At 71.3% G+C, this 19656-nt stretch carries 13 protein-coding genes and 4 tRNA genes; 14 read left to right on the top strand and 3 right to left on the bottom strand.

Annotated elements, in window-relative coordinates; translation table 11 throughout:
• The first annotated feature begins 185 nt into the window (after positions 1–185).
• From MLV88_RS22970 to MLV88_RS22985, 4 genes are all read left to right on the top strand, one after another.
• On the top strand, positions 186–491 hold the full coding sequence (locus MLV88_RS22970; RefSeq protein ID WP_242340512.1) for an FtsB family cell division protein: 306 nt from the start codon (positions 186–188) through the stop codon (positions 489–491).
• Positions 488–2767 carry a sensor domain-containing diguanylate cyclase gene (locus tag MLV88_RS22975; protein ID WP_242361144.1) on the top strand — a complete coding sequence of 760 codons (2280 nt, stop codon included), beginning with the start codon at positions 488–490 and terminating at the stop codon, positions 2765–2767. The genes MLV88_RS22970 and MLV88_RS22975 overlap by 4 nt, the downstream gene beginning before the upstream one ends.
• A gap of 92 nt (positions 2768–2859) precedes the next feature.
• The gene (locus MLV88_RS22980) at positions 2860–4185 is read left to right on the top strand and encodes a PhoH family protein (RefSeq protein WP_242340514.1); all 1326 of its coding nucleotides are present in this window, start codon (positions 2860–2862) and stop codon (positions 4183–4185) included.
• Between the two features lie 113 nt (positions 4186–4298).
• Positions 4299–4586, top strand: a complete 288-nt coding sequence (locus MLV88_RS22985; protein WP_242340515.1) for an HP0495 family protein — start codon at positions 4299–4301, stop codon at positions 4584–4586.
• A 19-nt stretch (positions 4587–4605) separates the two neighbouring features.
• Here MLV88_RS22985 and MLV88_RS22990 read toward each other — a convergent pair whose 3' ends face one another.
• Complete coding sequence (locus MLV88_RS22990) at positions 4606–5199, bottom strand: hypothetical protein (protein ID WP_242356359.1); 594 nt, start codon at positions 5197–5199, stop codon at positions 4606–4608.
• 8 nt (positions 5200–5207) lie between these two features.
• The gene (locus MLV88_RS22995) at positions 5208–10568 is read right to left on the bottom strand and encodes a HAMP domain-containing protein (protein WP_243338741.1); all 5361 of its coding nucleotides are present in this window, start codon (positions 10566–10568) and stop codon (positions 5208–5210) included.
• A gap of 582 nt (positions 10569–11150) precedes the next feature.
• Between MLV88_RS22995 and MLV88_RS23000 the strand changes: the two genes are divergently transcribed.
• Positions 11151–13190 carry a hybrid sensor histidine kinase/response regulator gene (locus MLV88_RS23000; RefSeq protein WP_242361140.1) on the top strand — a complete coding sequence of 680 codons (2040 nt, stop codon included), beginning with the start codon at positions 11151–11153 and terminating at the stop codon, positions 13188–13190.
• Positions 13191–13218: 28 nt separating this feature from the next.
• On the opposite strand, the gene MLV88_RS23005 is transcribed toward MLV88_RS23000, so the two are convergent.
• On the bottom strand, positions 13219–14286 hold the full coding sequence (locus MLV88_RS23005; RefSeq protein WP_242356362.1) for a diacylglycerol/lipid kinase family protein: 1068 nt from the start codon (positions 14284–14286) through the stop codon (positions 13219–13221).
• 260 nt (positions 14287–14546) lie between these two features.
• Here MLV88_RS23005 and dnaK point away from each other — a divergent pair, with 260 nt between their 5' ends.
• The 9 genes from dnaK to MLV88_RS23050 all read left to right on the top strand — a co-directional run.
• Complete coding sequence (gene dnaK / locus MLV88_RS23010) at positions 14547–16448, top strand: molecular chaperone DnaK (RefSeq protein ID WP_242356364.1); 1902 nt, start codon at positions 14547–14549, stop codon at positions 16446–16448.
• Between the two features lie 237 nt (positions 16449–16685).
• Positions 16686–17624: an ATP-grasp domain-containing protein gene (locus MLV88_RS23015; RefSeq protein WP_242356366.1), complete on the top strand. Its 939-nt coding sequence runs from the start codon at positions 16686–16688 to the stop codon at positions 17622–17624.
• 73 nt (positions 17625–17697) lie between these two features.
• Positions 17698–18120: a hypothetical protein gene (locus MLV88_RS23020; protein WP_242371465.1), complete on the top strand. Its 423-nt coding sequence runs from the start codon at positions 17698–17700 to the stop codon at positions 18118–18120.
• A 55-nt stretch (positions 18121–18175) separates the two neighbouring features.
• Positions 18176–18913, top strand: coding sequence for a 23S rRNA (guanosine(2251)-2'-O)-methyltransferase RlmB (rlmB, locus tag MLV88_RS23025; RefSeq protein ID WP_242356370.1), 738 nt, complete (start codon positions 18176–18178; stop codon positions 18911–18913).
• A gap of 135 nt (positions 18914–19048) precedes the next feature.
• Positions 19049–19124, top strand: a tRNA-Thr gene (locus MLV88_RS23030).
• Between the two features lie 41 nt (positions 19125–19165).
• A tRNA-Tyr gene (locus MLV88_RS23035) sits at positions 19166–19248 on the top strand.
• 41 nt (positions 19249–19289) lie between these two features.
• A tRNA-Gly gene (locus MLV88_RS23040) sits at positions 19290–19365 on the top strand.
• A 29-nt stretch (positions 19366–19394) separates the two neighbouring features.
• Positions 19395–19470 (top strand) — tRNA-Thr (locus MLV88_RS23045).
• A 61-nt stretch (positions 19471–19531) separates the two neighbouring features.
• Positions 19532–19656, top strand: a 125-nt coding sequence (locus tag MLV88_RS23050; RefSeq protein ID WP_242356372.1) for a GTP-binding protein, incomplete at its 3' end; no start/stop codon positions are given.

The following is a 19656-nucleotide window of genomic DNA, read 5'->3' on the forward strand; positions in this document are numbered from 1 at the left end:
CCCGCGAACGCGGGCGCGCAGGTTCACGGGCCCCGCCGAGCAGGGGGTGGGGCCCCGTCGAGCTTCGCTCGGCGGGGCGGGGGACGCAGTCCCCCGTTCGAACATGTGTGGGGGCGGGTCGTCTCCCCGGGCGCTACCGGTCGATTTCTGGACGGCGCGGCCGCCGCTGCTAGCGTCCGGAGCGGATGTCCGGGAGACGCGGCCGACTCTGGGGTTGGAGGGCGTTCGTCGGCGCGCTCGCGCTGCTCGGGGCGGTGTCCGCCGTCGATCCCGACGGGATCCGCAGGTACGTGCGGCTGGACGCGGACGCCAGGCGCATGGAGGACGAGAACGCGCGGCTCGCCGCCGAGAACGCACGGCTCGCGCGCGAGGTCCACGCGCTGCGCACGGACGCGTCCGCGCTCGAGCGCGCCGCGCGCGAGGAGCTCCGCTTCGTGCGGCCCGGTGAGCGCGTCTACTGGGTGGGCCAGGGCCGGGAGGCCGGGCCATGACCGGCCCGCCGCCCGGCGCGGCGCAGCGAGCCCCCATCGGCGCCACGCCGACCGTCCGGCGCCGGCTCGCGCTGCAGCGCCCGCGGCCACTGCTCGTTCGCCTCTACGCGGCGCTCTTCAGCGACGGGGGGACCTTCGGTGCGCCCGCCCGCCGCCGCGCCGGGCGCCTCCTGGTGCGCAGCCTGACTCCGGCGGTGACCGTCGGCACGGGGGCGCTCGTCGTGCTCGGCGCGTTCGACGCCGCCGCGCCGGGCTGGCCCCAGACCGCCGGCACGGCGGCGCTCGCCCTGGCCCTCGGGGCCGGCGTGTGGCGGCGCACCGCCCGGGCCGCCGCCGGCGAGGCCGCGACCTTGCGCGAGCAGCTCGAGCTCGGCGCGCTCTTCGTCGTGGCCGCCCACGCGATGGCGCAGACCGCGAGCGCCGGTCACCTGGACTCGCCGCTCCAGCCGCTCATCTACCTCGTGATGGCCTTCCTGGTCGCGTTCCTGGCGCGGCAGATCGGGCTCGCGCTCGTCGTGCTGGCGGTCGCGCTCGAGCTGCTCGTGTGGCTCGGGCGCGGGGGTCACGCCGACGAGCTCCCCTCCGCCGTCGTGCGCGCCGGGTTCGTCACGCTGTTCGCGGTGCTCTACCACGCGGTGCTGGCGGCGCAGGTGGGCTCGTCGAGGCGCGCCGAGGAGCGGGCGGTGGAGCGCCGGGTGAAGGAGCTCGAGCAGCGCGCGCGCGAGTTCCGGCTCACGGCCTCCGGCACGGCCGCGCCCGCGGTCGACGGCGACGGGCGCTGGACGGCGGCCTCGGTGCTGGAGGTCGAGAACGCGATGCGCGGCGCGCTCGAGGTCGCGGAGGTCGCGCTCCGCAGCCGCACCTGCGCGGTGTACCTCGTCGACGACGCGGGCGAGCGGCTCCAGCTCCGCGAGTGCCGGACCGCGAGCGACTCCGTCGCGCGCACCGTCTCGGCCCGCGAGGGCGCCCTCGGCGCGGCGATCGTGCGCCGGACCTCGATCCGGCTCCACGGCGAGGTCAAGGTGGCGACCTACTACGAGGACGGGGCCCGGCCCGGCGCGCTCGTGGTCGTGCCGCTCATCGACCGCCGCGGCGGGCACGTGCGCGGCGTGATCGTCGCGGACCGAAGCGAGCCCATCCCGTTCTCCGACGAGGACGAGAAGCTCGTCCAGACGCTGTGCGCGGAGATCTTCCGCGCGCTCGAGGCCGAGCGGGTGATGGTCGACATCAAGAGCACCCGTGACGAGAAGGAGCGGTTCTACGAGGCGATCGAGCGCCTGAACCGCACCCAGAAGCCCGAGGACGTGTGCCGGGAGATCGTCCAGGTCGCGGGTGAGCTCGTGCCGCTCGCCTTCGCGGCGGCGACGCTCGTCGAGCGGAGCGACGGGGGGCGCGTGCACCGCGTCGTGGCCGTCCACGGAGAGCGCTGGAAGGCGATCGAGGGCAAGCGGTTCGGGCCGGGCGACGGGCTCGTCCAGAAGGTGGTCGAGGTGAACTCGCCCCTGCCGGCGCAGAGCGCGGACTTCTCGCGCCAGACGCTGCTCGACGCGTCCACGCCGCTCAAGGGCGTCGGCTGGGTGCGGGTCGTGCCGCTCCGCGTGGGCGACGAGGTCCTCGGCACGGTCGCGCTCGCCGGCGGTCCGCGCGACGACCGCGCGCCGGCGAAGGACAAGATGCACCAGCTGCTGGTGGTGGGCGGGGCGGCGGCCCAGTCCATCCTGCGCGCCCGCCTCTACGAAGAGGCCGAGCGGCTCGCCACCACCGACGGCCTCACCGGGCTCACGAACCACCGCACGTTCCAGGCGCGGCTCGACGAGCACCTCGCGCTCGCGGCCCGCGGCGGCCAGCGCCTGTCGCTCCTGCTGTGCGACGTCGACCACTTCAAGTCGGTGAACGACACCTACGGGCACCCGGTCGGCGACGAGGTGCTGCGCGGGGTCGCGCGCGTGCTCGCGGGCGAGGCGCGCCAGACCGACGTGGTGGCGCGCTACGGCGGCGAGGAGTTCGCGATCGTCATGCCAGGGACGGACGGGCCCGGCGCAGGGGTCATCGCCGAGCGGATCCGGGAGCGCCTCGCGGCCGTGACGTTCCAGACGGAGCAGGGCCCGCTGCGCGTCACGATGTCGCTGGGCGTGGCCACCTGGCCCGAGGACGGCGCGAAGAAGCCGGAGCTCGTCGAGCGGGCGGACGCGTGCCTTTACCACGCGAAGCGCCACGGCCGGAACCAGACCGTCCTCGCCGCCGCGATCGGTGCGCCCCGGCGCGCGGCGGGGTAGCGGCGGCGCCCTCGACCGGTGGCCGCTCGACCCCGCACCGGGTTACACTGCCGCTGCGGCGCGAGGCGGATGCCGCGGGGGGCCGGCCAGGCTTGAAAAAGAACTTCGTCCTCGACACCAACGTCCTGCTCCACGATCCGCGCAGCATCTTCGGGTTCGGCGACAACGACGTCATCATCCCGATCTACGTCATCGAGGAGATCGACAACTTCAAGCGCGATCTCTCGACGCTCGGCCGCAACGCGCGCCAGGTGTCCCGGTACCTCGACGAGTTCCGCGTGCAGGGGAAGCTGCGCGAGGGCGTGTCGATCGGCGACGGCAAGGGACACATCCGCGTGCTCGTCGCCGAGCGGAAGCTGCCGCCCACGGTGGCCGTCGACGGGCACTCGGTCGACGACAAGATCCTCGCCGTCGCCCTCGAGCTGCTCGACCGCGATCGCGGCGTCCCCACCGTGTTCGTCACCAAGGACACGAACCTCCGGATCCGCGCGGACGCGCTCGGGCTCCACGCTGAGGACTACGACGTCGAGGGGGTCGAGCTCGACGAGCTGTGGAGCGGCGTCGCCGACGTGGAGGTGTCGTCGGAGGCCGTGAACGAGTTCTACGGCGACGGCGCGCTCGCGTGGCAGCCGGAGGGGGACCCGCCTCCGCCGAACGAGTTCGTCGTCCTGCGGGATCGCGCGAACCCCCAGCACTCCGCGGTCGGCAAGTACAGCGCCCCGCGGCAGGCGTTCGTGCAGCTCATCAAGACGCCGAAGGAGGGCGTCTGGGGGATCCGCCCGCGCAACAAGGAGCAGTCCTTCGCCCTCGATCTGCTCCTCAACGACGACATCCGGCTCGTGACCATCGTCGGGAAGGCGGGCACCGGCAAGACGCTGCTCGCCATCGCGGCGGGGCTGCAGAAGACGATGGAGGACGGCGTCTACCAGAAGCTCCTCGTGTCGCGGCCCATCTTCCCGCTCGGGCGGGACATCGGCTACCTGCCGGGCTCGGTCGAGGAGAAGCTGAACCCCTGGATGCAGCCGATCTTCGACAACGTCGAGTACCTCATGAACCTGTCGCGCTCGGAGAAGAAGGCCGGCCGCGGCTACCACGAGCTCCTCGATCTCGGGATCCTGGAGATCGAGCCGCTCACCTACATCCGCGGCCGATCGATCCCGAACCAGTTCATCATCGTCGACGAGGCGCAGAACCTGACCCCGCACGAGGTGAAGACGATCATCACGCGCGTGGGCGACGGGACGAAGATCGTCCTCACCGGCGACCCCTACCAGATCGACAACCCGTACGTCGATCAGACGAACAACGGCCTCATCCACGTGGTGAACCGGTTCAAGAGCGAGCGTCTCGCCGGGCACATCACGATGTCGAAGGGCGAGCGGAGCCCGCTCGCGGAGCTCGCGGCGAACTTGCTGTGACGAGGCCGCTCGCCGCGCCCTCCGCGAGCCTGCCTGGCGAGCCGCTCGCCGGACGCGCGCCGGCGCATTCGTCCCGGGTGGCCTCGGCGTCCGCCGCTCGCTAGGCTACGGGCATGCAGGACGGCTCAGGAACGCGGGACGTGCCGGCGCCGGCGCTCGACTACCCGCTCGACTACACCTTCAAGATCATGGGGCACGCCGCCGACGACTTCGCGGAGTACGCGCGCCGCCTGGTGGCGCGGATCGTCGCCGACGCGCCGCCGGAGGGCGTGCGCGTCCGCGCGAGCGCGGGCGGCAAGTACCACTCCGTCTCGGTCGCCGTTCGCCTGGACTCCGAGGAGCAGCGGCGCGCGGTCTACCAGATCCTCTGGGAGGACGAGCGGGTCGTTTACTACCTGTGAGCGCGGCGCCGCGGCGCCGTCACTGCGGCGGGCCCGCCCGCTCCGCGCGCGCGTCGAGCAGGTTCAGCTTGTTCCGGGCCGAGAGCAGCTGCTGGCGCAGGCCGTCCGCCTGGCGCGAGAGGTCCTCGAACCCCTGCTCCACCGAGGCGCGCGCCACGGCCTCGGCGTCGCCGATGAGGCGCGTCATGGTCTCGCGGACCGCGTCGAACGAGGGGGGCTCGGCGCCGCCCGCGCCCGGCTGCGCGCCGCTCGCGAACGCCTGGACCATCGCGTTCAGCTCCTGGGCGTCGCGGCCGAGGCCGGCGTAGCGGCCGAGGAGCTCGCGCAGCACCTCGCGGCGAGCGCGGACCTCCTCGGCCCGCGCGGCGAGCGCCACCGCCTGATCGTGCTGGCCCTGCACGAGCGCGCTCACCGCGCTCATGAGCTCCTGCACGAGCGGTCCGAGCTTCGCGTCCACCGCGCCGAGCTCGGCGAGCTTCTCCGCCGTGCGCTCCACGTTCCGCTGCGAGTCGAGCGGCAGCCGCTGCGCCTCGCGGGCGACGCTCGCGATGCGCTCGAGCTCCGCCTCGAGCGCCGTCGCGGCCGCGACGAGCGGGGAGAGGGGCTTCTTCACGGTCTTCGTCACGCGTCCCCCCGCCGGAGCCAGCCGTGCATCACCGCGAGCAGGCGGTCGGGGTCCACGGGCTTCGCCACGTAGTCGGAGGCCCCCGCCTCGATCGCCTTCTCCCGGTCGCCCTTCATGGCCTTCGCGGTGAGCGAGATGATGGGCAGATCGCGGTGCTGCGCCACCTTCCGGATCTCCTGGATGGCGGTGAGCCCGTCCATCTCCGGCATCATCGTGTCCATGAGGACGAGATCCACCGCGGGGTTCTCGCCGAGGAGGCGGATCGCCTCGCGCCCGTTCTCGGCGTGGATGACGCGCATCCGGCGGGCCTCGAGCACGCTGTTGATCGCGAACACGTTCCGGATGTCGTCGTCCGCGAGGAGCACCGTCCGGCCGGAGAAGTCGGCCTCGGGCGGCAGGGGGTTCACGTTGAGGTCCTCCTCCACGCTCACCGGCGGCCGCGGCGCCGCGTCCGCCCCCGCGTAGCGCACCGGCAGGACGAGCGTGAAGGTGCTGCCGACGCCCGGCTCGCTCTCGACCTGGATCGTCCCCCCCAGGAGCCGCGCGATCTCCCGGCTGATGGTGAGGCCGAGCCCCGTGCCGCCGTACTTGCGGCTCGTGGTGCCGTCCGCCTGCTGGAAGGCCTCGAAGATGAGCTTCTGCTTCTCCTTGGGGATGCCGATGCCCGTGTCCGAGACGGCGAAGGCGATCGCCTCGCCGGCGACCTCGGGGCCCGGCGCGCTCAGGGTGACGGTGACCGACCCCCGCGAGGTGAACTTCACCGCGTTCGAGAGCAGGTTCTTCAGGATCTGCTGCAGGCGCGTCACGTCCGTGAAGATCGTCCGCGGCAGGGCGGGATCGACCGTGACGGAGAAGGTGAGCGCCTTCTGCTCGGCGACGTGCCGGAAGTTCTGCTCGAGGTACTCGCGGACCGTCTCGACGCGCGACTCGCGGGCGTCGATCTGCATCTTGCCCGCCTCGACCTTGGAGAGATCGAGGATCTCGTTGATGAGCCCGAGCAGCTCGTTGCCCGACGTGTACACCGTGCTCGCGAACTTCACCTGCTCCGGCGTGAGGTTCCCTTCCTTGTTCTCGGCGAGCATCTTCGAGAGGATGAGCAGGCTGTTGAGCGGCGTGCGGAGCTCGTGCGACATGTTCGCGAGGAACTCCGACTTGTACTTGGAGATGAGCTGGAGCTGCTCGGCCTTCTCCTCCAGGCTGCGGCTCGCGAGCTCGACCTCGCTGTTCTTCTGCTCGAGCAGCTTCGCCTTCTCGTTCAGCTCCCCCGCCTGCGCCTCGAGCTCCGCGTTGGACCGCTTGAGCTCCTGCAGCAGCTCCTCGGTGCGCATGCTCGAGCCGATCATGTTGAGGATGACGCCGATGTTCTCCATCAGCTGATCGAAGAAGGCGAGGTGGTTCGGGCTGAACTCCTCGAACGCGGCGAGCTCGATCACCGCCTTCGTCTCGCCCTCGAAGAGGACCGGCAGGACCACCACGCAGCGCGGCGGCGCCTCGCCCATCCCCGTCGCGATGTAGATGAAGTCCCGCGGGACGCGCCTGAGGAGGATGCGCTTCTTCTCGAACGCGCACTGCCCGATGAGCGTCTCGCGCAGGCGGTACGAGGACGCGAGGGCCTTCCGCCCGCCGAAGCCGTAGCTCGCGATGAGGTTCAGGAGCGGCTCGCCCTTCGCCTCGTCGCGCTCCATGAGGAAGAAGGCGCCGTGCGAGGCGTTCACGAGCGGCGTGAGCTTCGACACGATCGCCTGGGCCACGGACACGATGTTCCGCTGCCCCTGCATCATGTTGGAGAAGTTCGCGAGGTTCGTCTTCAGCCAGTCCTGCTCGGTGTTCTTCTGCGTGGTCTCCTTGAGGGTGGAGATCATCTGGTTGATGTTGTCCTTCAGGGCGGCCACCTCGCCCTGGGCCTCGACCGTGATCGACCGGGTGAGGTCCCCCTTCGTCACCGCGGTCGAGACCTCCGCGATGGCGCGCACCTGGGACGTCAGGTTGCCGGCGAGCTGGTTCACGTTGTCGGTGAGGTCGCGCCAGGTGCCGGCGGCGCCGGGCACCTTGGCCTGGCCGCCGAGCTTCCCCTCGATGCCGACCTCGCGCGCGACGCCCGTCACCTCGTCCGCGAAGATGCGGAGCGTGTCGGTCATCGAGTTGATGGTCTCGGCGAGCGCCGCGACCTCGCCCTTGGCCTCCAGCACGAACTTCTGCGACAGGTCGCCGTTCGCGACGGCGGTGACGACCTTGACGATGCCGCGCACCTGCGTCGTGAGGTTCGACGCCATGAAGTTCACGTTGTCGGTGAGGTCCTTCCAGGTGCCGGCGACGCCGGGCACCCGGGCCTGCGCGCCCAGCTTGCCCTCCACGCCGACCTCGCGCGCCACCGTCGACACCTGATCCGCGAAGGTGCGCAGCGTGTCGGTCATGGAGTTGATGGTCTCGGCGAGCGCCGCGACCTCGCCCTTCGCCTCCAGGACGAACTTCTGCGACAGGTCGCCGTTCGCGATCGCGGTCACGACCTTGATGATGCCGCGCACCTGCGTCGTGAGGTTCGACGCCATGAAGTTCACGTTGTCGGTGAGGTCCTTCCACGTGCCGGACACGCCTCGCACGTTGGCCTGACCGCCGAGCTTCCCCTCCGTGCCGACCTCGCGCGCGACGCGGGTCACCTCGGCGGCGAACGAGTTCAGCTGGTCCACCATCTTGTTGATGACGTCCTTGATCTGGAGGATCTCGCCCTTCACGTCGACCGTGATCTTCTGCGTCAGGTCGCCGTTCGCGATCGCGGTCGCCACCTTGGACACGTCGCGCAGCTGGACGGTCAGGTTGGAGGCCATCGCGTTCACGTTGTCGGTGAGGTCCTTCCAGGTGCCGCTCACGCCGCGGACCTCGGCCTGGCCGCCGAGCTTGCCCTCCGTGCCGACCTCCTTCGCGACGCGGGTCACCTCGGCGGCGAACGAGTTCAGCTGGTCCACCATCACGTTGATGGTGTTCTTGAGCTCGAGGATCTCGCCCTTCGCCTCGACGGTGATCTTCTGGGAGAGGTCGCCGCGGGCGACGGCGGTCGTGACCTTGGCGATGTTGCGGACCTGCGTCGTGAGGTTCGCGGCGAGGCCGTTCACGTTGTCGGTGAGGTCCTTCCACGTGCCGCTGACGCCCTTCACGTCGGCCTGGCCGCCGAGCTTGCCCTCCGTGCCGACCTCCTTCGCGACGCGGGTCACCTCGGCGGCGAACGAGTTCAGCTGGTCCACCATCACGTTGATGGTGTTCTTGAGCTCGAGGATCTCGCCCTTCGCCTCGACGGTGATCTTCTGGGAGAGGTCGCCGCGGGCGACGGCGGTCGTGACCTTGGCGATGTTGCGGACCTGCGCCGTGAGGTTCGCGGCGAGGCCGTTCACGTTGTCGGTGAGGTCCTTCCAGGTGCCGCTGACGCCGCGGACCTCGGCCTGGCCGCCGAGCTTGCCCTCCGTGCCGACCTCCTTCGCGACGCGGGTCACCTCCGCGGCGAACGAGCGGAGCTGATCGACCATGGTGTTGATCGTGGTCTTGAGCTCGAAGATCTCGCCGCGGGCGTCGACGGTGATCTTCTGCGACAGGTCGCCGTTCGCGACGGCGGTCGTGACCTTGGCGATGTTGCGGACCTGCGCCGTGAGGTTCGCGGCGAGGCCGTTCACGTTGTCGGTGAGGTCCTTCCAGGTGCCGCTGACGCCGCGGACCTCGGCCTGGCCGCCGAGCTTGCCCTCCGTGCCGACCTCGCGCGCGACGCGGGTGACCTCCGCGGCGAACGAGTTCAGCTGGTCCACCATCTTGTTGAAGACGTCCTTGATCTGGAGGATCTCGCCCTTCACGTCGACCGTGATCTTCTGCCCGAGGTCGCCGTTCGCGATCGCGGTCGCCACCTTGGACACGTCGCGCAGCTGGACGGTCAGGTTCGACGCCATCGCGTTCACGTTGTCGGTGAGGTCCTTCCAGGTCCCCGACACGCCGCGGACGTTGGCCTGGCCGCCGAGCTTGCCCTCCGTGCCGACCTCCTTCGCGACGCGGGTCACCTCCGCGGCGAACGAGTTCAGCTGGTCCACCATCTTGTTGATGACGTCCTTGATCTGGAGGATCTCGCCCTTCACGTCGACCGTGATCTTCTGCGTCAGGTCGCCGTGGGCGATGGCGATCGCGACCTTGGACACGTCGCGCAGCTGGACGGTCAGGTTCGACGCCATCGTGTTGACGTTGTCGGTGAGGTCCTTCCAGGTGCCGGCGACGCCCTTCACGTCGGCCTGGCCGCCCAGCTTGCCCTCCGTGCCGACCTCCTTCGCGACGCGGGTCACCTCCGCGGCGAACGAGCGGAGCGTGTCCACCATCGTGTTGATGGTGTTCTTGAGCTCGTAGATCTCGCCGCGGGCGTCCACGGTGATCTTCTGGGAGAGGTCGCCGTTCGCGACGGCGGTCGTGACCTTGGCGATGTTGCGGACCTGCGCCGTGAGGTTCGCGGCGAGGCCGTTCACGTTGTCGGTGAGGTCCTTCCAGGTGCCGCTGACGCCCTTCACGTCGGCCTGGCCGCCGAGCTTCCCCTCGTTGCCGACCTCCTTCGCGACGCGCGTCACCTCCGCGGCGAACGACTGGAGCTGGTCCACCATCACGTTGATGGTGTTCTTGAGCTCGAGGATCTCGCCCTTCGCGTCGACGGTGATCTTCTGGGAGAGGTCGCCCTGCGCGACGGCGGTCGTGACCTTGGCGATGTTGCGGACCTGCGCCGTGAGGTTGGCGGCGAGGCCGTTCACGTTGTCGGTGAGGTCCTTCCAGGTGCCGCTGACGCCCTTCACGTCGGCCTGGCCGCCCAGCTTCCCCTCGTTGCCGACCTCCTTCGCGACGCGCGTCACCTCCGCCGCGAACGAGTTCAGCTGATCGACCATCGAGTTCACCGTCGTGCCGATGCGGAGGAACTCCCCGCGGACGGGCCGGCCCTCGATGTCGAGCGACATCTTCTGCGACAGGTCGCCCTTCGCGACGGCGGTGATGACGCGCGCGACCTCGTTGGTCGGCGCGACGAGGTCGCCGATGAGCTGGTTCACCGCGCTCATGCCGGCGGCCCAGGCGCCCTTCGCCGGACCGACGGACGCGCGCTCCGTCATCTTGCCCTCCTGCCCGACGATCTTCGCGACGCGCAGGAGCTCGCTCGAGACGTGCTCGTTGAGCTGCAGGATGTCGTTCAGGACCTCGCCCGCGCGCGAGAGGATCCCCTCGCGGCGGTACGGGAGGCGTACGGAGAAGTCGCCCGCCTTGACGGCCTTCAGCACGTCGACGAGCTGCTCGACCTCGTCCTGGCTCGCGCGCGAGAGGAGGTCCCACTCGGTGAGCTCCTCGCTCCGCACGCCGCCGTCGTCACGCGGGCGCCCTGCTGCCGGGCGGGCGACCGCCCCATCCCGTGGCGAGCGCGCGGGCGCCGCGGCGCTCTTCCCCCGCACGATCCCCCGCGCATCGAGGGCGCCCCCCTGGAGCGCCCTCGCGCGCGATCCCCGCGCGCCGTCGAGGGGTGCGCCTGGGCGCTCCGCTGGGAGCCGATCCTGGAGGCCGTCGTCGGCGCGACGGCGAGGCCGGGGGTGCGAGCGGGTGGTCGTGTTCTTCGGCATGTGTGTGTCGTCCTGTCGGGAAGCGCGCGAAAGGAGCCCTCGAGCATCCCATGGGCCGCGAACCATCTACGCGTCGGGAACCTTCCGGCCCCCATGATGGTTCATCCCCTCGACCCCTGATCCTTGGTACCCCACCGGTCGGCGCTCACCCGCCCCACCGGTTTCGTCATTGAATGGCGCGCCGGGGCACTAGATTCCACAGAACCCACGATGTCGGCCTCGACGAACGAGCTCACCCTGACGGCAGACCCCCGCGATCGAGAAGACGCTGCATCCGCCGGGCGGCGTGACGCACAGGCGTCGTCCCCGCCCGTCAAGATCCTCGTGGTCGACGATCGCGCCGAGAACCTGCTCGCGATCGAGTCGGTGCTGCGCAACCCCGCGTACGAGCTGGTGAAGGCCCGCTCCGGCGCGGACGCGCTGCGCTTCCTCCTGCACGAGGACTGCGCGCTCATCCTCATGGACGTGCAGATGCCGCAGCTCGACGGCATCGAGACGGCGCGCCTCGTCCGCGCGAACGAGCGGACCCGGACGATCCCGATCGTGTTCGTCACCGCCATGAGCGAGGAGCAGCGCTACGTGGCGCGCGGCTACGACGCGGGGGCCATCGACTACCTCCTGAAGCCCATCGACCCGGACGTGCTCCGCGCCAAGGTGGCCGCCTTCGTGGAGCTTCACCGGGCCAAGCAGGAGATCGTCCGGCAGGCGGCGCTCCTCGCGGAGCAGGAGAAGCGCGAGCGGCAGCGCGCCGTCGCGCAGCTCGAGCTCAGGAACCTCCGGCGCGAGCGCGCCGCCCAGGAGCGGTATCGGCGCCTCATCGACGGGATCAGCCACGCGATCGTCTGGACGATCGATCCCCAGTCGCTCGCCTGCACGTTCGTGAGCCCGAGCGCCGAGGCGATCATCGGCCACCCCGTCGAGCAGTGGACGGCCGGGCCGGAGTCCTGGCATGCGCTCGTGGCGCAGGAGGACCGCGCCCGGCTGCTCGCCGCCCTCCGCGACCTCTCGCCGGGCGAGGAGGGCGCCGCGCTCGAGCACGGCCTCGTCCACGCGGACGGGCGCACGCTCCGCTTCGAGACCGACCTCCGGGTCGTCCCCGCCGAGGAGGAGGGGCGCTTCGAGGTGCGCGGCTTCTCCGTCGACGTCACGGACGCCCGCCTGGCCGAGGAGGCGCTCGAGTTCCTCGATCGGTCGGGGGCCGCCCTGGCGGAGTCGCTCGACCTCGCCACCACCGCGGACACGGCCGCCCGGCTCGGCGTGCCGTTCATCGCCGACGCGGCGGTCGTCCACGTCGAGGCGGTCGACGATCTCCCCGCGATCCTGGCGGTCGCGCACCGCGATCCCGCACGGATCGAGGCCCTCCGCGCGCTGGTGCGCGACGCCCCGCTTCCCCCGCCGAGGGAGGATGGGCACGCCGAGGTCTGCGAGGACCTCCGGCCGCTCCTGCCGGCCGCGGCGGCGGAGCGCGCGCGCGGGCTCCTCGGCGAGCGACCGATCCGGCTCGTCTCGGTGGCGCTCCGGGGCCGGGACCGGGTGGTGGGGTCCATCCGGTTCCTGGCGGGCGCACGCCGCGACACCGCGCGCGAGCTGCGCCTCGCGGAGGAGCTCGGGCGCCGCGCCGCGCAGGCCCTCGACCACGCCCTCGTGCACCGCAGCGCGCAGCACGCGGTGAGCGTTCGCGACGAGTTCATCTCCATCGCGTCCCACGAGCTGCGCACGCCCCTCACACCGCTGCACCTCCAGATGAAGGCGCTGCAGCGCGGGCTCTCCGAGCTCCCGGAGGGACCGCGCCGCGGCACGCTCCTCGAGCGGCTCGCGACGTGCGCGCGGCAGGTGGACCGGATGACCCGCCTCGTCGCCAACCTGCTCGACGTGACGCGCCTCCACGCCGGGCGCCTCGAGGTGGACCGCGAGCCGATCGAGCTTGGCGAGCTCGTCTCCGACGTGGCGGGCCGCTTCAGGGACGAGCTCGCGCGCGGCGGCCGGCGGCTCGAGCTCAGGGTCGCGCCGGCGCTGGAGGGGAGCTGGGATCGGCTGAAGCTCGACCAGGTGCTCACGAACCTCGTGTCGAACGCGGTGCGCTACGGCGGGCAGGGCCCGGTCTCGGTCGAGCTCGGGCGCGACGCCGCCGAGGCGGTGGTCGTCGTGGAGGACCACGGCATCGGGATCGCCGCCGAGGATCTCTCCCGCGTCTTCGAGCGCTACCACAAGGGCACGAACTCGCGCGCGCACGGCGGGCTCGGGCTCGGGCTCTACATCACGCGGCGCATCGTCGAGGCGCACGGCGGGACGATCGCCGTCGAGAGCCGGCTCGGCGAGGGGTCGGTGTTCACGGTCCGCCTGCCGCTCCAGCCGGCGCGGTGACGCCGCCGCCGCCCTGGCGGCGAGCGGCTCAGGCGGCCGCGCGCGGGCCGAAGTCGACGATCTCGACCGGGTTCGCCGCCATGCCGAAGGTGAGCTCGTCGCGCCAGCCCTCGGCGTCGCCGCCGACCTGGAGCGGCATCGGCCGCTCGAACCGCAGCGCCACCCGATCCGCGTGGAAGTCGAGCAGGCCCGCGTGCGCGAACTCGCCGGACCAGATGCTCGGCAGGTTCATGAGCACGGTCGGGACGCCGATCGAGGTCGCGACCCGGAGCTGCATCATGCCCGGCGCGCGGTCGGCGTAGGGGAACGCCCGCAGCCCCAGGCCGTAGTAGGGGACGGTGCTCGCGGCCGCCATCATGCAGGGGCCCGCGTGGAGGAGCTCGCCGTGCGCGATGGGGCGGCCGATGCGCTCGCCCCGGGCGTCGAGCCGCCAGGCGGCGCGGCCGGCGTTCACGATCTCGCAGTACGCCGGGCGGCGCTCGAGCAGGTAGCGGGGCGCGGAGCGGAGCGCCACCGCGAGGCCGTAGCCCGACGCGCCGAGCCCGAGCTTCCGGAGCGGGGTGCCCGCCAGGCGATCGCGGATCCAGTAGTAGTCGTTCACCACCGCGGCGTCGACGCCCACGCCCGCGAACGGGGTACGGCGGCCGGCGCAGGTGAGCAGGTCGAGGCGGCGTACGCCGCCGATGTCGCCGCGCAGGAAGCGCGCGAGATCCTGGGCGTGCCGCCGCGGCGTCGCGCCCACCATCTCGGCGACGGCGTTGCCGGTCCCGAGCGCCAGCACGCCGAAGCGCGGCGGGCGGGCCGCGCGCCGCTCGGCGCTCTCGAGGATGCGGTTCACCCACGCGACGAACGTCCCGTCCCCGCCGCCCGTGAAGACGGTCGCGTAGCGCCGCGCGACCACCTCCTCGGCGATCTCGACGGCCTCGTCCTGGCTGCGGGACAGGTAGAGGTGCTCGCCAGGGACGACGCGCGACAGGGCGCGCCGGACCTCGGCGTTCACCTGCTTCGCGTTGGCGTTGAGCAGGACCGCGACCTCGGCGCCCGGCTCGGCGACCGGGTACTCGGGGAGGAACGGGTACCGCTCGGCGCTGACCATTCGAAGCATCGTGACCCCGGCGAGGATGTGACGCGGATGTCGCGATTTCGAGCAAGCGCGGTGCCACGCCGCGTCACCGCCGCGAATCTCCGGCAAAACGGGGACTTGCGGCTCGCCTGGCCTCGCCCAGGGGGGCCGCGCGGCGCGTCGCCCAGGTGGCGGACCGCGTAGCGGGCTACGCACCAAAATCGCCGGGAGCGCCGTTTGACAGGGAGGTTCGCGGCCTTACGTTGCCCCCCGTCCAGGAGGACTCTCAGAGCATGGCCAAGATCATCGGCATCGACCTCGGCACGACGAACTCCGTCGTCGCAGTGATGGAAGGCAAGGACGCCGTCGTCATCACCAACGAGGAAGGCTCCCGCCTCACCCCGAGCGTGGTCGCCTATACGAAGGAAGGGGAGCGGCTCGTCGGCCAGGTGGCGAAGCGCCAGGCGATCACGAACCCGGAGAAGACCGTCTACTCCATCAAGCGGTTCATGGGGCGCCGGTTCTCCGAGGTGCAGGACGAGATGAAGCGCGTCCCGTACCACGTGGTGGAGGGGCCGAACGGCGACGCGCGCATCCAGGTCGACGCGAAGCAGTACTCGCCGCCCGAGATCAGCGCCCAGGTGCTCCTCAAGCTGAAGCGGGCCGCGGAGAACTACCTCGGCGAGAAGGTGACGGACGCCGTCATCACCGTCCCGGCCTACTTCAACGACTCCCAGCGCCAGGCCACCAAGGACGCGGGCGAGATCGCCGGGCTGAACGTCCGGCGCATCGTGAACGAGCCCACCGCCGCCGCGCTCGCCTACGGCCTCGACCGCAAGAAGAACGAGAAGATCGCCGTCTACGACTTCGGCGGCGGCACCTTCGACATCTCGATCCTCGAGGTCGGCGAGAACGTCGTCGAGGTGCTCGCCACGAACGGCGACACCCACCTCGGCGGCGACAACCTCGACCAGAAGGTCATCGACTGGCTCATCGCCGAGTTCCGCAAGGACACCGGCATCGACGTGTCGAAGGACAAGATGGTGCTCCAGCGCCTGAAGGAGGCGGCGGAGAAGGCGAAGATCGAGCTCTCCTCGATGATGGAGACCGAGATCAACCTGCCGTTCCTCACCGCCGACCAGACGGGCCCGAAGCACCTGTCCATCAAGCTCTCGCGCGCCAAGCTCGAGCAGATGGTCGAGGATCTCATCGAGCGCTCGGTCGAGCCGACCCGCAAGGCCCTCGCCGACGCGAAGCTCTCGCCCGAGCAGATCGACGAGGTGGTCCTCGTCGGCGGCCAGACCCGCATGCCCGCCATCACCGAGCGGGTGAAGAAGCTCTTCGGCAAGGATCCGAACCGGTCCGTGAACCCGGACGAGGTCGTCGCCATCGGCGCCGCGGTGCAGGCGGGCGTCCTCTCCGGCGAGGTGAAGGACATCCTGCTGCTCGACGTCACGCCGCTCTCGCTCGGCGTCGAGACGCTCGGCGGCGTGATGACGCGCCTCATCGAGCGGAACACGACCATCCCGGCGAAGCGCTCCGAGGTGTTCTCCACCGCCTCCGACAGCCAGACCTCGGTCGAGATCCACGTGCTCCAGGGCGAGCGCGAGATGGCGCGGGACAACCGCACCCTCGGGCGCTTCCACCTCGAGGGCATCCCCCCGGCGCCGCGCGGCATGCCTCAGATCGAGGTGACGTTCGACATCGACGCGAACGGCATCCTCAACGTCTCCGCCAAGGACAAGGGCACCGGCAAGGAGACGAAGATCACCATCAGCCACTCCTCGGGCCTCGCGAAGGACGAGGTGGAGAAGATGGTCGCCGACGCCCACTCGCACGAGGCGGAGGACAAGAAGCGCCGCGAGGAGATCGAGCAGCGCAACCGCGCCGAGAACCTCGCCTACCAGATGGAGAAGCTGCTCAAGGACAACAAGGACAAGCTCCCGGCCGACGTCGTCAAGGAGGTCGAGGACGCCGTCGGGGAGGTCCACAAGGTCCGCGAGAAGGGCAGCGCCGACGAGGTGAAGGCGGCGATGGATCGCCTCGAGCGCGCGAGCCACAAGGCGGCGGAGGAGCTCTACAAGACCGCCGGCCCGGGGGCCGCGCCCGGTGGCGCCGGCCCGCAGGAGGGCGCGCCGGCCGGCGAGGAGAAGCAGAAGGACAACGTCGTCGACGCCGAGTTCAAGCAGGTCTGACGGCGGGTCCGGCTCCCGCGGGGCCGAGCGTCATCACGGGGCCGAGCGTCATCACGGGGCCGTCCGCTCGCGCGGGCGGCCCCGCTCCTCGTTCCGGGGGACGAGGCGGCGCGAGGCGCACCGGGCGCGGCGAGGCCGCGGCGGCCGCTCCGTGCGCCGAGGGCGAAAGGAGCGAGATCGCGACTCCGCGGGCCCGGGATCGTGCGCCGCCCGCGCCGCTGCCTTACCATCCGCGCCGTGCACCTCACCGTCCTCTCCCGCTCGACCGCCATCTACACCACCCGCCGGATCGTCGAGGCCGCGCGCGCGCGCGGGCTCTCGACGCGCGTGGTCGACCCCCTCGACGTGCAGATGGGGCTCGGGGGAGACGCCCCGGCGCTCTACTGGCGGCGCCGCCGCTTCCCCCCGACGGACGTGGTCGTGCCGCGCATCGGCCTCTCCATCCACCAGTACGGCCTCGCGGTCGTGAACCAGCTCGAGCTCCTCGGCGTCCCATCGCTGAACGGCGCCTGGGGCATCGCGGCGAGCCGCAACAAGATGCGCAGCCTGCAGCTCCTCGCCGCGAGCGGCGTTCCGGTGCCGCGCACGGTCATGGCGAGCGATCCCTCGGGCATCAAGGAGATGGTGCGGGTGGTCGGCGGCGTCCCCGTGCTCGTGAAGCTCCTCTCGGTCAACGAGAAGAGCGGCGTCATGATCTGCGAGAGCATGCAGTCGCTCGAGGCGGCGCTCGAGGCGATCCTCGGCCTCGGCCAGAACATCGTCGTGCAGCAGTACCTCCGCGGCGCCAAGGGGCGCGACCTGCGCGTGCTCGTCGTGGGGGGCGAGGTGGTCGCGACGATGCGGCGGAGCCCGCCGGTCGGGCGGCTCGCCCGGAGCCTGCGGCGCGGCGCGCGGTTCGAGCCGGTGGAGCTCCCGCCCGCGTACGCGCGGACGGCGGTGGAGGCGGCGAGGGTGCTGAAGCTCGAGGTCTGCGCCGTGGACATGCTCGAGGCGAAGGGCGTGCCGCGCGTGTTCGAGGTGAACAGCTCGCCCTCGATCAAGGAGGCGGAGACGGCCTGCGGCGTGGACGCGGCCGGTAAGATCGTCGACCGCGCCGTCGCGCTCGCCGCCGCGACGCGTCGCCCCGCACCCCGGGAGCGGGCGCCGCGCCGCGCGGTGCGCGGCCGCGCCGTGTGAGCGCCGGCTTGAATGCATGGCCGCTGCCTGCCGTCCCTGGTATGAGAGCGGTCGCATCCCGCAAGGAGCCCGCATGATCCGCGCCCTCGTCGCAGTCGTCCTCGTCGCCGCCGCTCCGCTCGCCCGCGCCGCGGATCCCGCGGCCGACGCGGCCAGGAGCTATCGCATCGACACGCAGGGCTCGACCACCGACGTGAAGGCCGGCGGGAAGGGGACGCTCGTCCTCGCCATCGTCCCGCTCGAGAAGGTGCACGTCCACCCGCAGGCGCCGCTCAAGATCACGCTCGAGGCGCGGGGGCTCACGCTCGCGAAGACCTCCCTCGGTCACAAGGACGCCCAGGACCCCAAGGCCGAGGCGCCCCGCTTCGAGGTCCCCTTCGTCGCGAGCGCCGCCGGCAAGCAGGAGGCGAAGGCGAAGCTCGACTTCTTCATCTGCTCCGCTCAGTGGTGCGTGAAGCAGACCCGCGACGTCGCCGTCGCCGTGAACGTGAAGTGAGGACCCGGCGCGTCCGCCGGCCGAGCGCCGGCGTGCGCCCCGGGAGCGCCCGCCCATGCGCGTCGTCTACGGCCTGAACCCGGTGCGGGAGGTGCTGCGCGCCGGAGGGGAGGGGCTCTCGGAGCTCTGGCTCGCCGAGGGTGGCTCGCGCGGCGCCGCCTTCGCCGAGCTCGAGCGGCTCGGCCGCGCGGCCGGTGCGAAGGTGCGGACCGCTCCCCGGCCGAAGCTGGACCGGCTCGCCGGCAGCGACCGCCACCAGGGAGTGGTCGCCGTCGTGGCCGACTTCCAGTACGCCACGCTCGAGGACATCCTCGCGGCGGCGAGGGCGAGCGGGCGCGCGCCGCTCCTCGTCGTGCTCGACGGCGTCGAGGATCCCCACAACCTCGGTGCGATCATCCGCTCCGCTCATGCCCTCGGCGCACATGGCGTCGTGATCCCGAAGGACCGCGCCGTCGGCGTGACGCCGGTGGTCGCGAAGACCTCGGCGGGTGCGGTGGAACGTTGCCCGGTCGCGCGTGTCACGAACGTGGCCAAGACCATCGAGTCGCTCCAGCAGGAGGGCGTCTGGTCGGTCGCCCTCGCGGCCGACGGCGAACGACCGCTCGCGGAGCTCGATCTGAGAGGTCCGATCGCCCTCGTGCTGGGCAGCGAGGGGGAGGGGCTCCGGCCGCTCGTCCGCAAGACCTGCGACCACGCCGCGCGGATCCCCATGTCGGGGGACCTGGACAGCCTCTCGGTCTCGGCGTCGGCGGCCGTCGCGCTCTACGAGACCGCGCGCCAGCGGGGCGGGTAGCTGCTCGTTTCGTCCAGCGACATGCGGCCTTGACAAGCCCTGGGAGGTCATCTAAAAGGCACCGCTCCACGCAGCACGGGGCGGATCGCCGGCAGGAGCGCACCGGCGAACCGCGGCGAGTTCCGGAAGGATCTTGCTGGCGTAGCTCAGTCGGTAGAGCAGCTGCCTTGTAAGCAGCAGGTCGCGGGTTCGAATCCCACCGCCAGCTCCAGGAGCAGTGGGGTCGACGCGAGGTGAAACACGGTGGTTTCTGGAGGGGTTCCCGAGCGGCCAAAGGGAGCAGACTGTAAATCTGCCGGCTTACGCCTTCGGTGGTTCGAATCCACCCCCCTCCACAGTCAGTCATCCTCTCGAGAAGGGATTCGCCAAAAACCTTGCGGGAATAGCTCAGTTGGTAGAGCGTCAGCCTTCCAAGCTGAATGTCGCGGGTTCGAATCCCGTTTCCCGCTCCAGTGAGAGGTCGGATCGACGAATTCAGGTTGCCCTCGTAGCTCAGTCGGTAGAGCGCGTCCTTGGTAAGGACGAGGTCTCCAGTTCAATCCTGGACGAGGGCTCCAATCTCAGACGGCGCGCATCGGAGGCTGCTCGCGCCAACGGCACCCACAGCAGGAGCGAATCATGGGCAAGGAGAAGTTCGAGCGCAGCAAGCCGCACGTGAACGTGGGGACGATCGGTCACGTCGACCACGGCAAGACGACGCTGACGGCCGCCATCACGAAGTACTGCGCGACGAAGGGCCGCGC

The organism is Anaeromyxobacter soli (assembly GCF_022808855.1).
GTDB lineage: Bacteria > Myxococcota > Myxococcia > Myxococcales > Anaeromyxobacteraceae > Anaeromyxobacter > Anaeromyxobacter soli.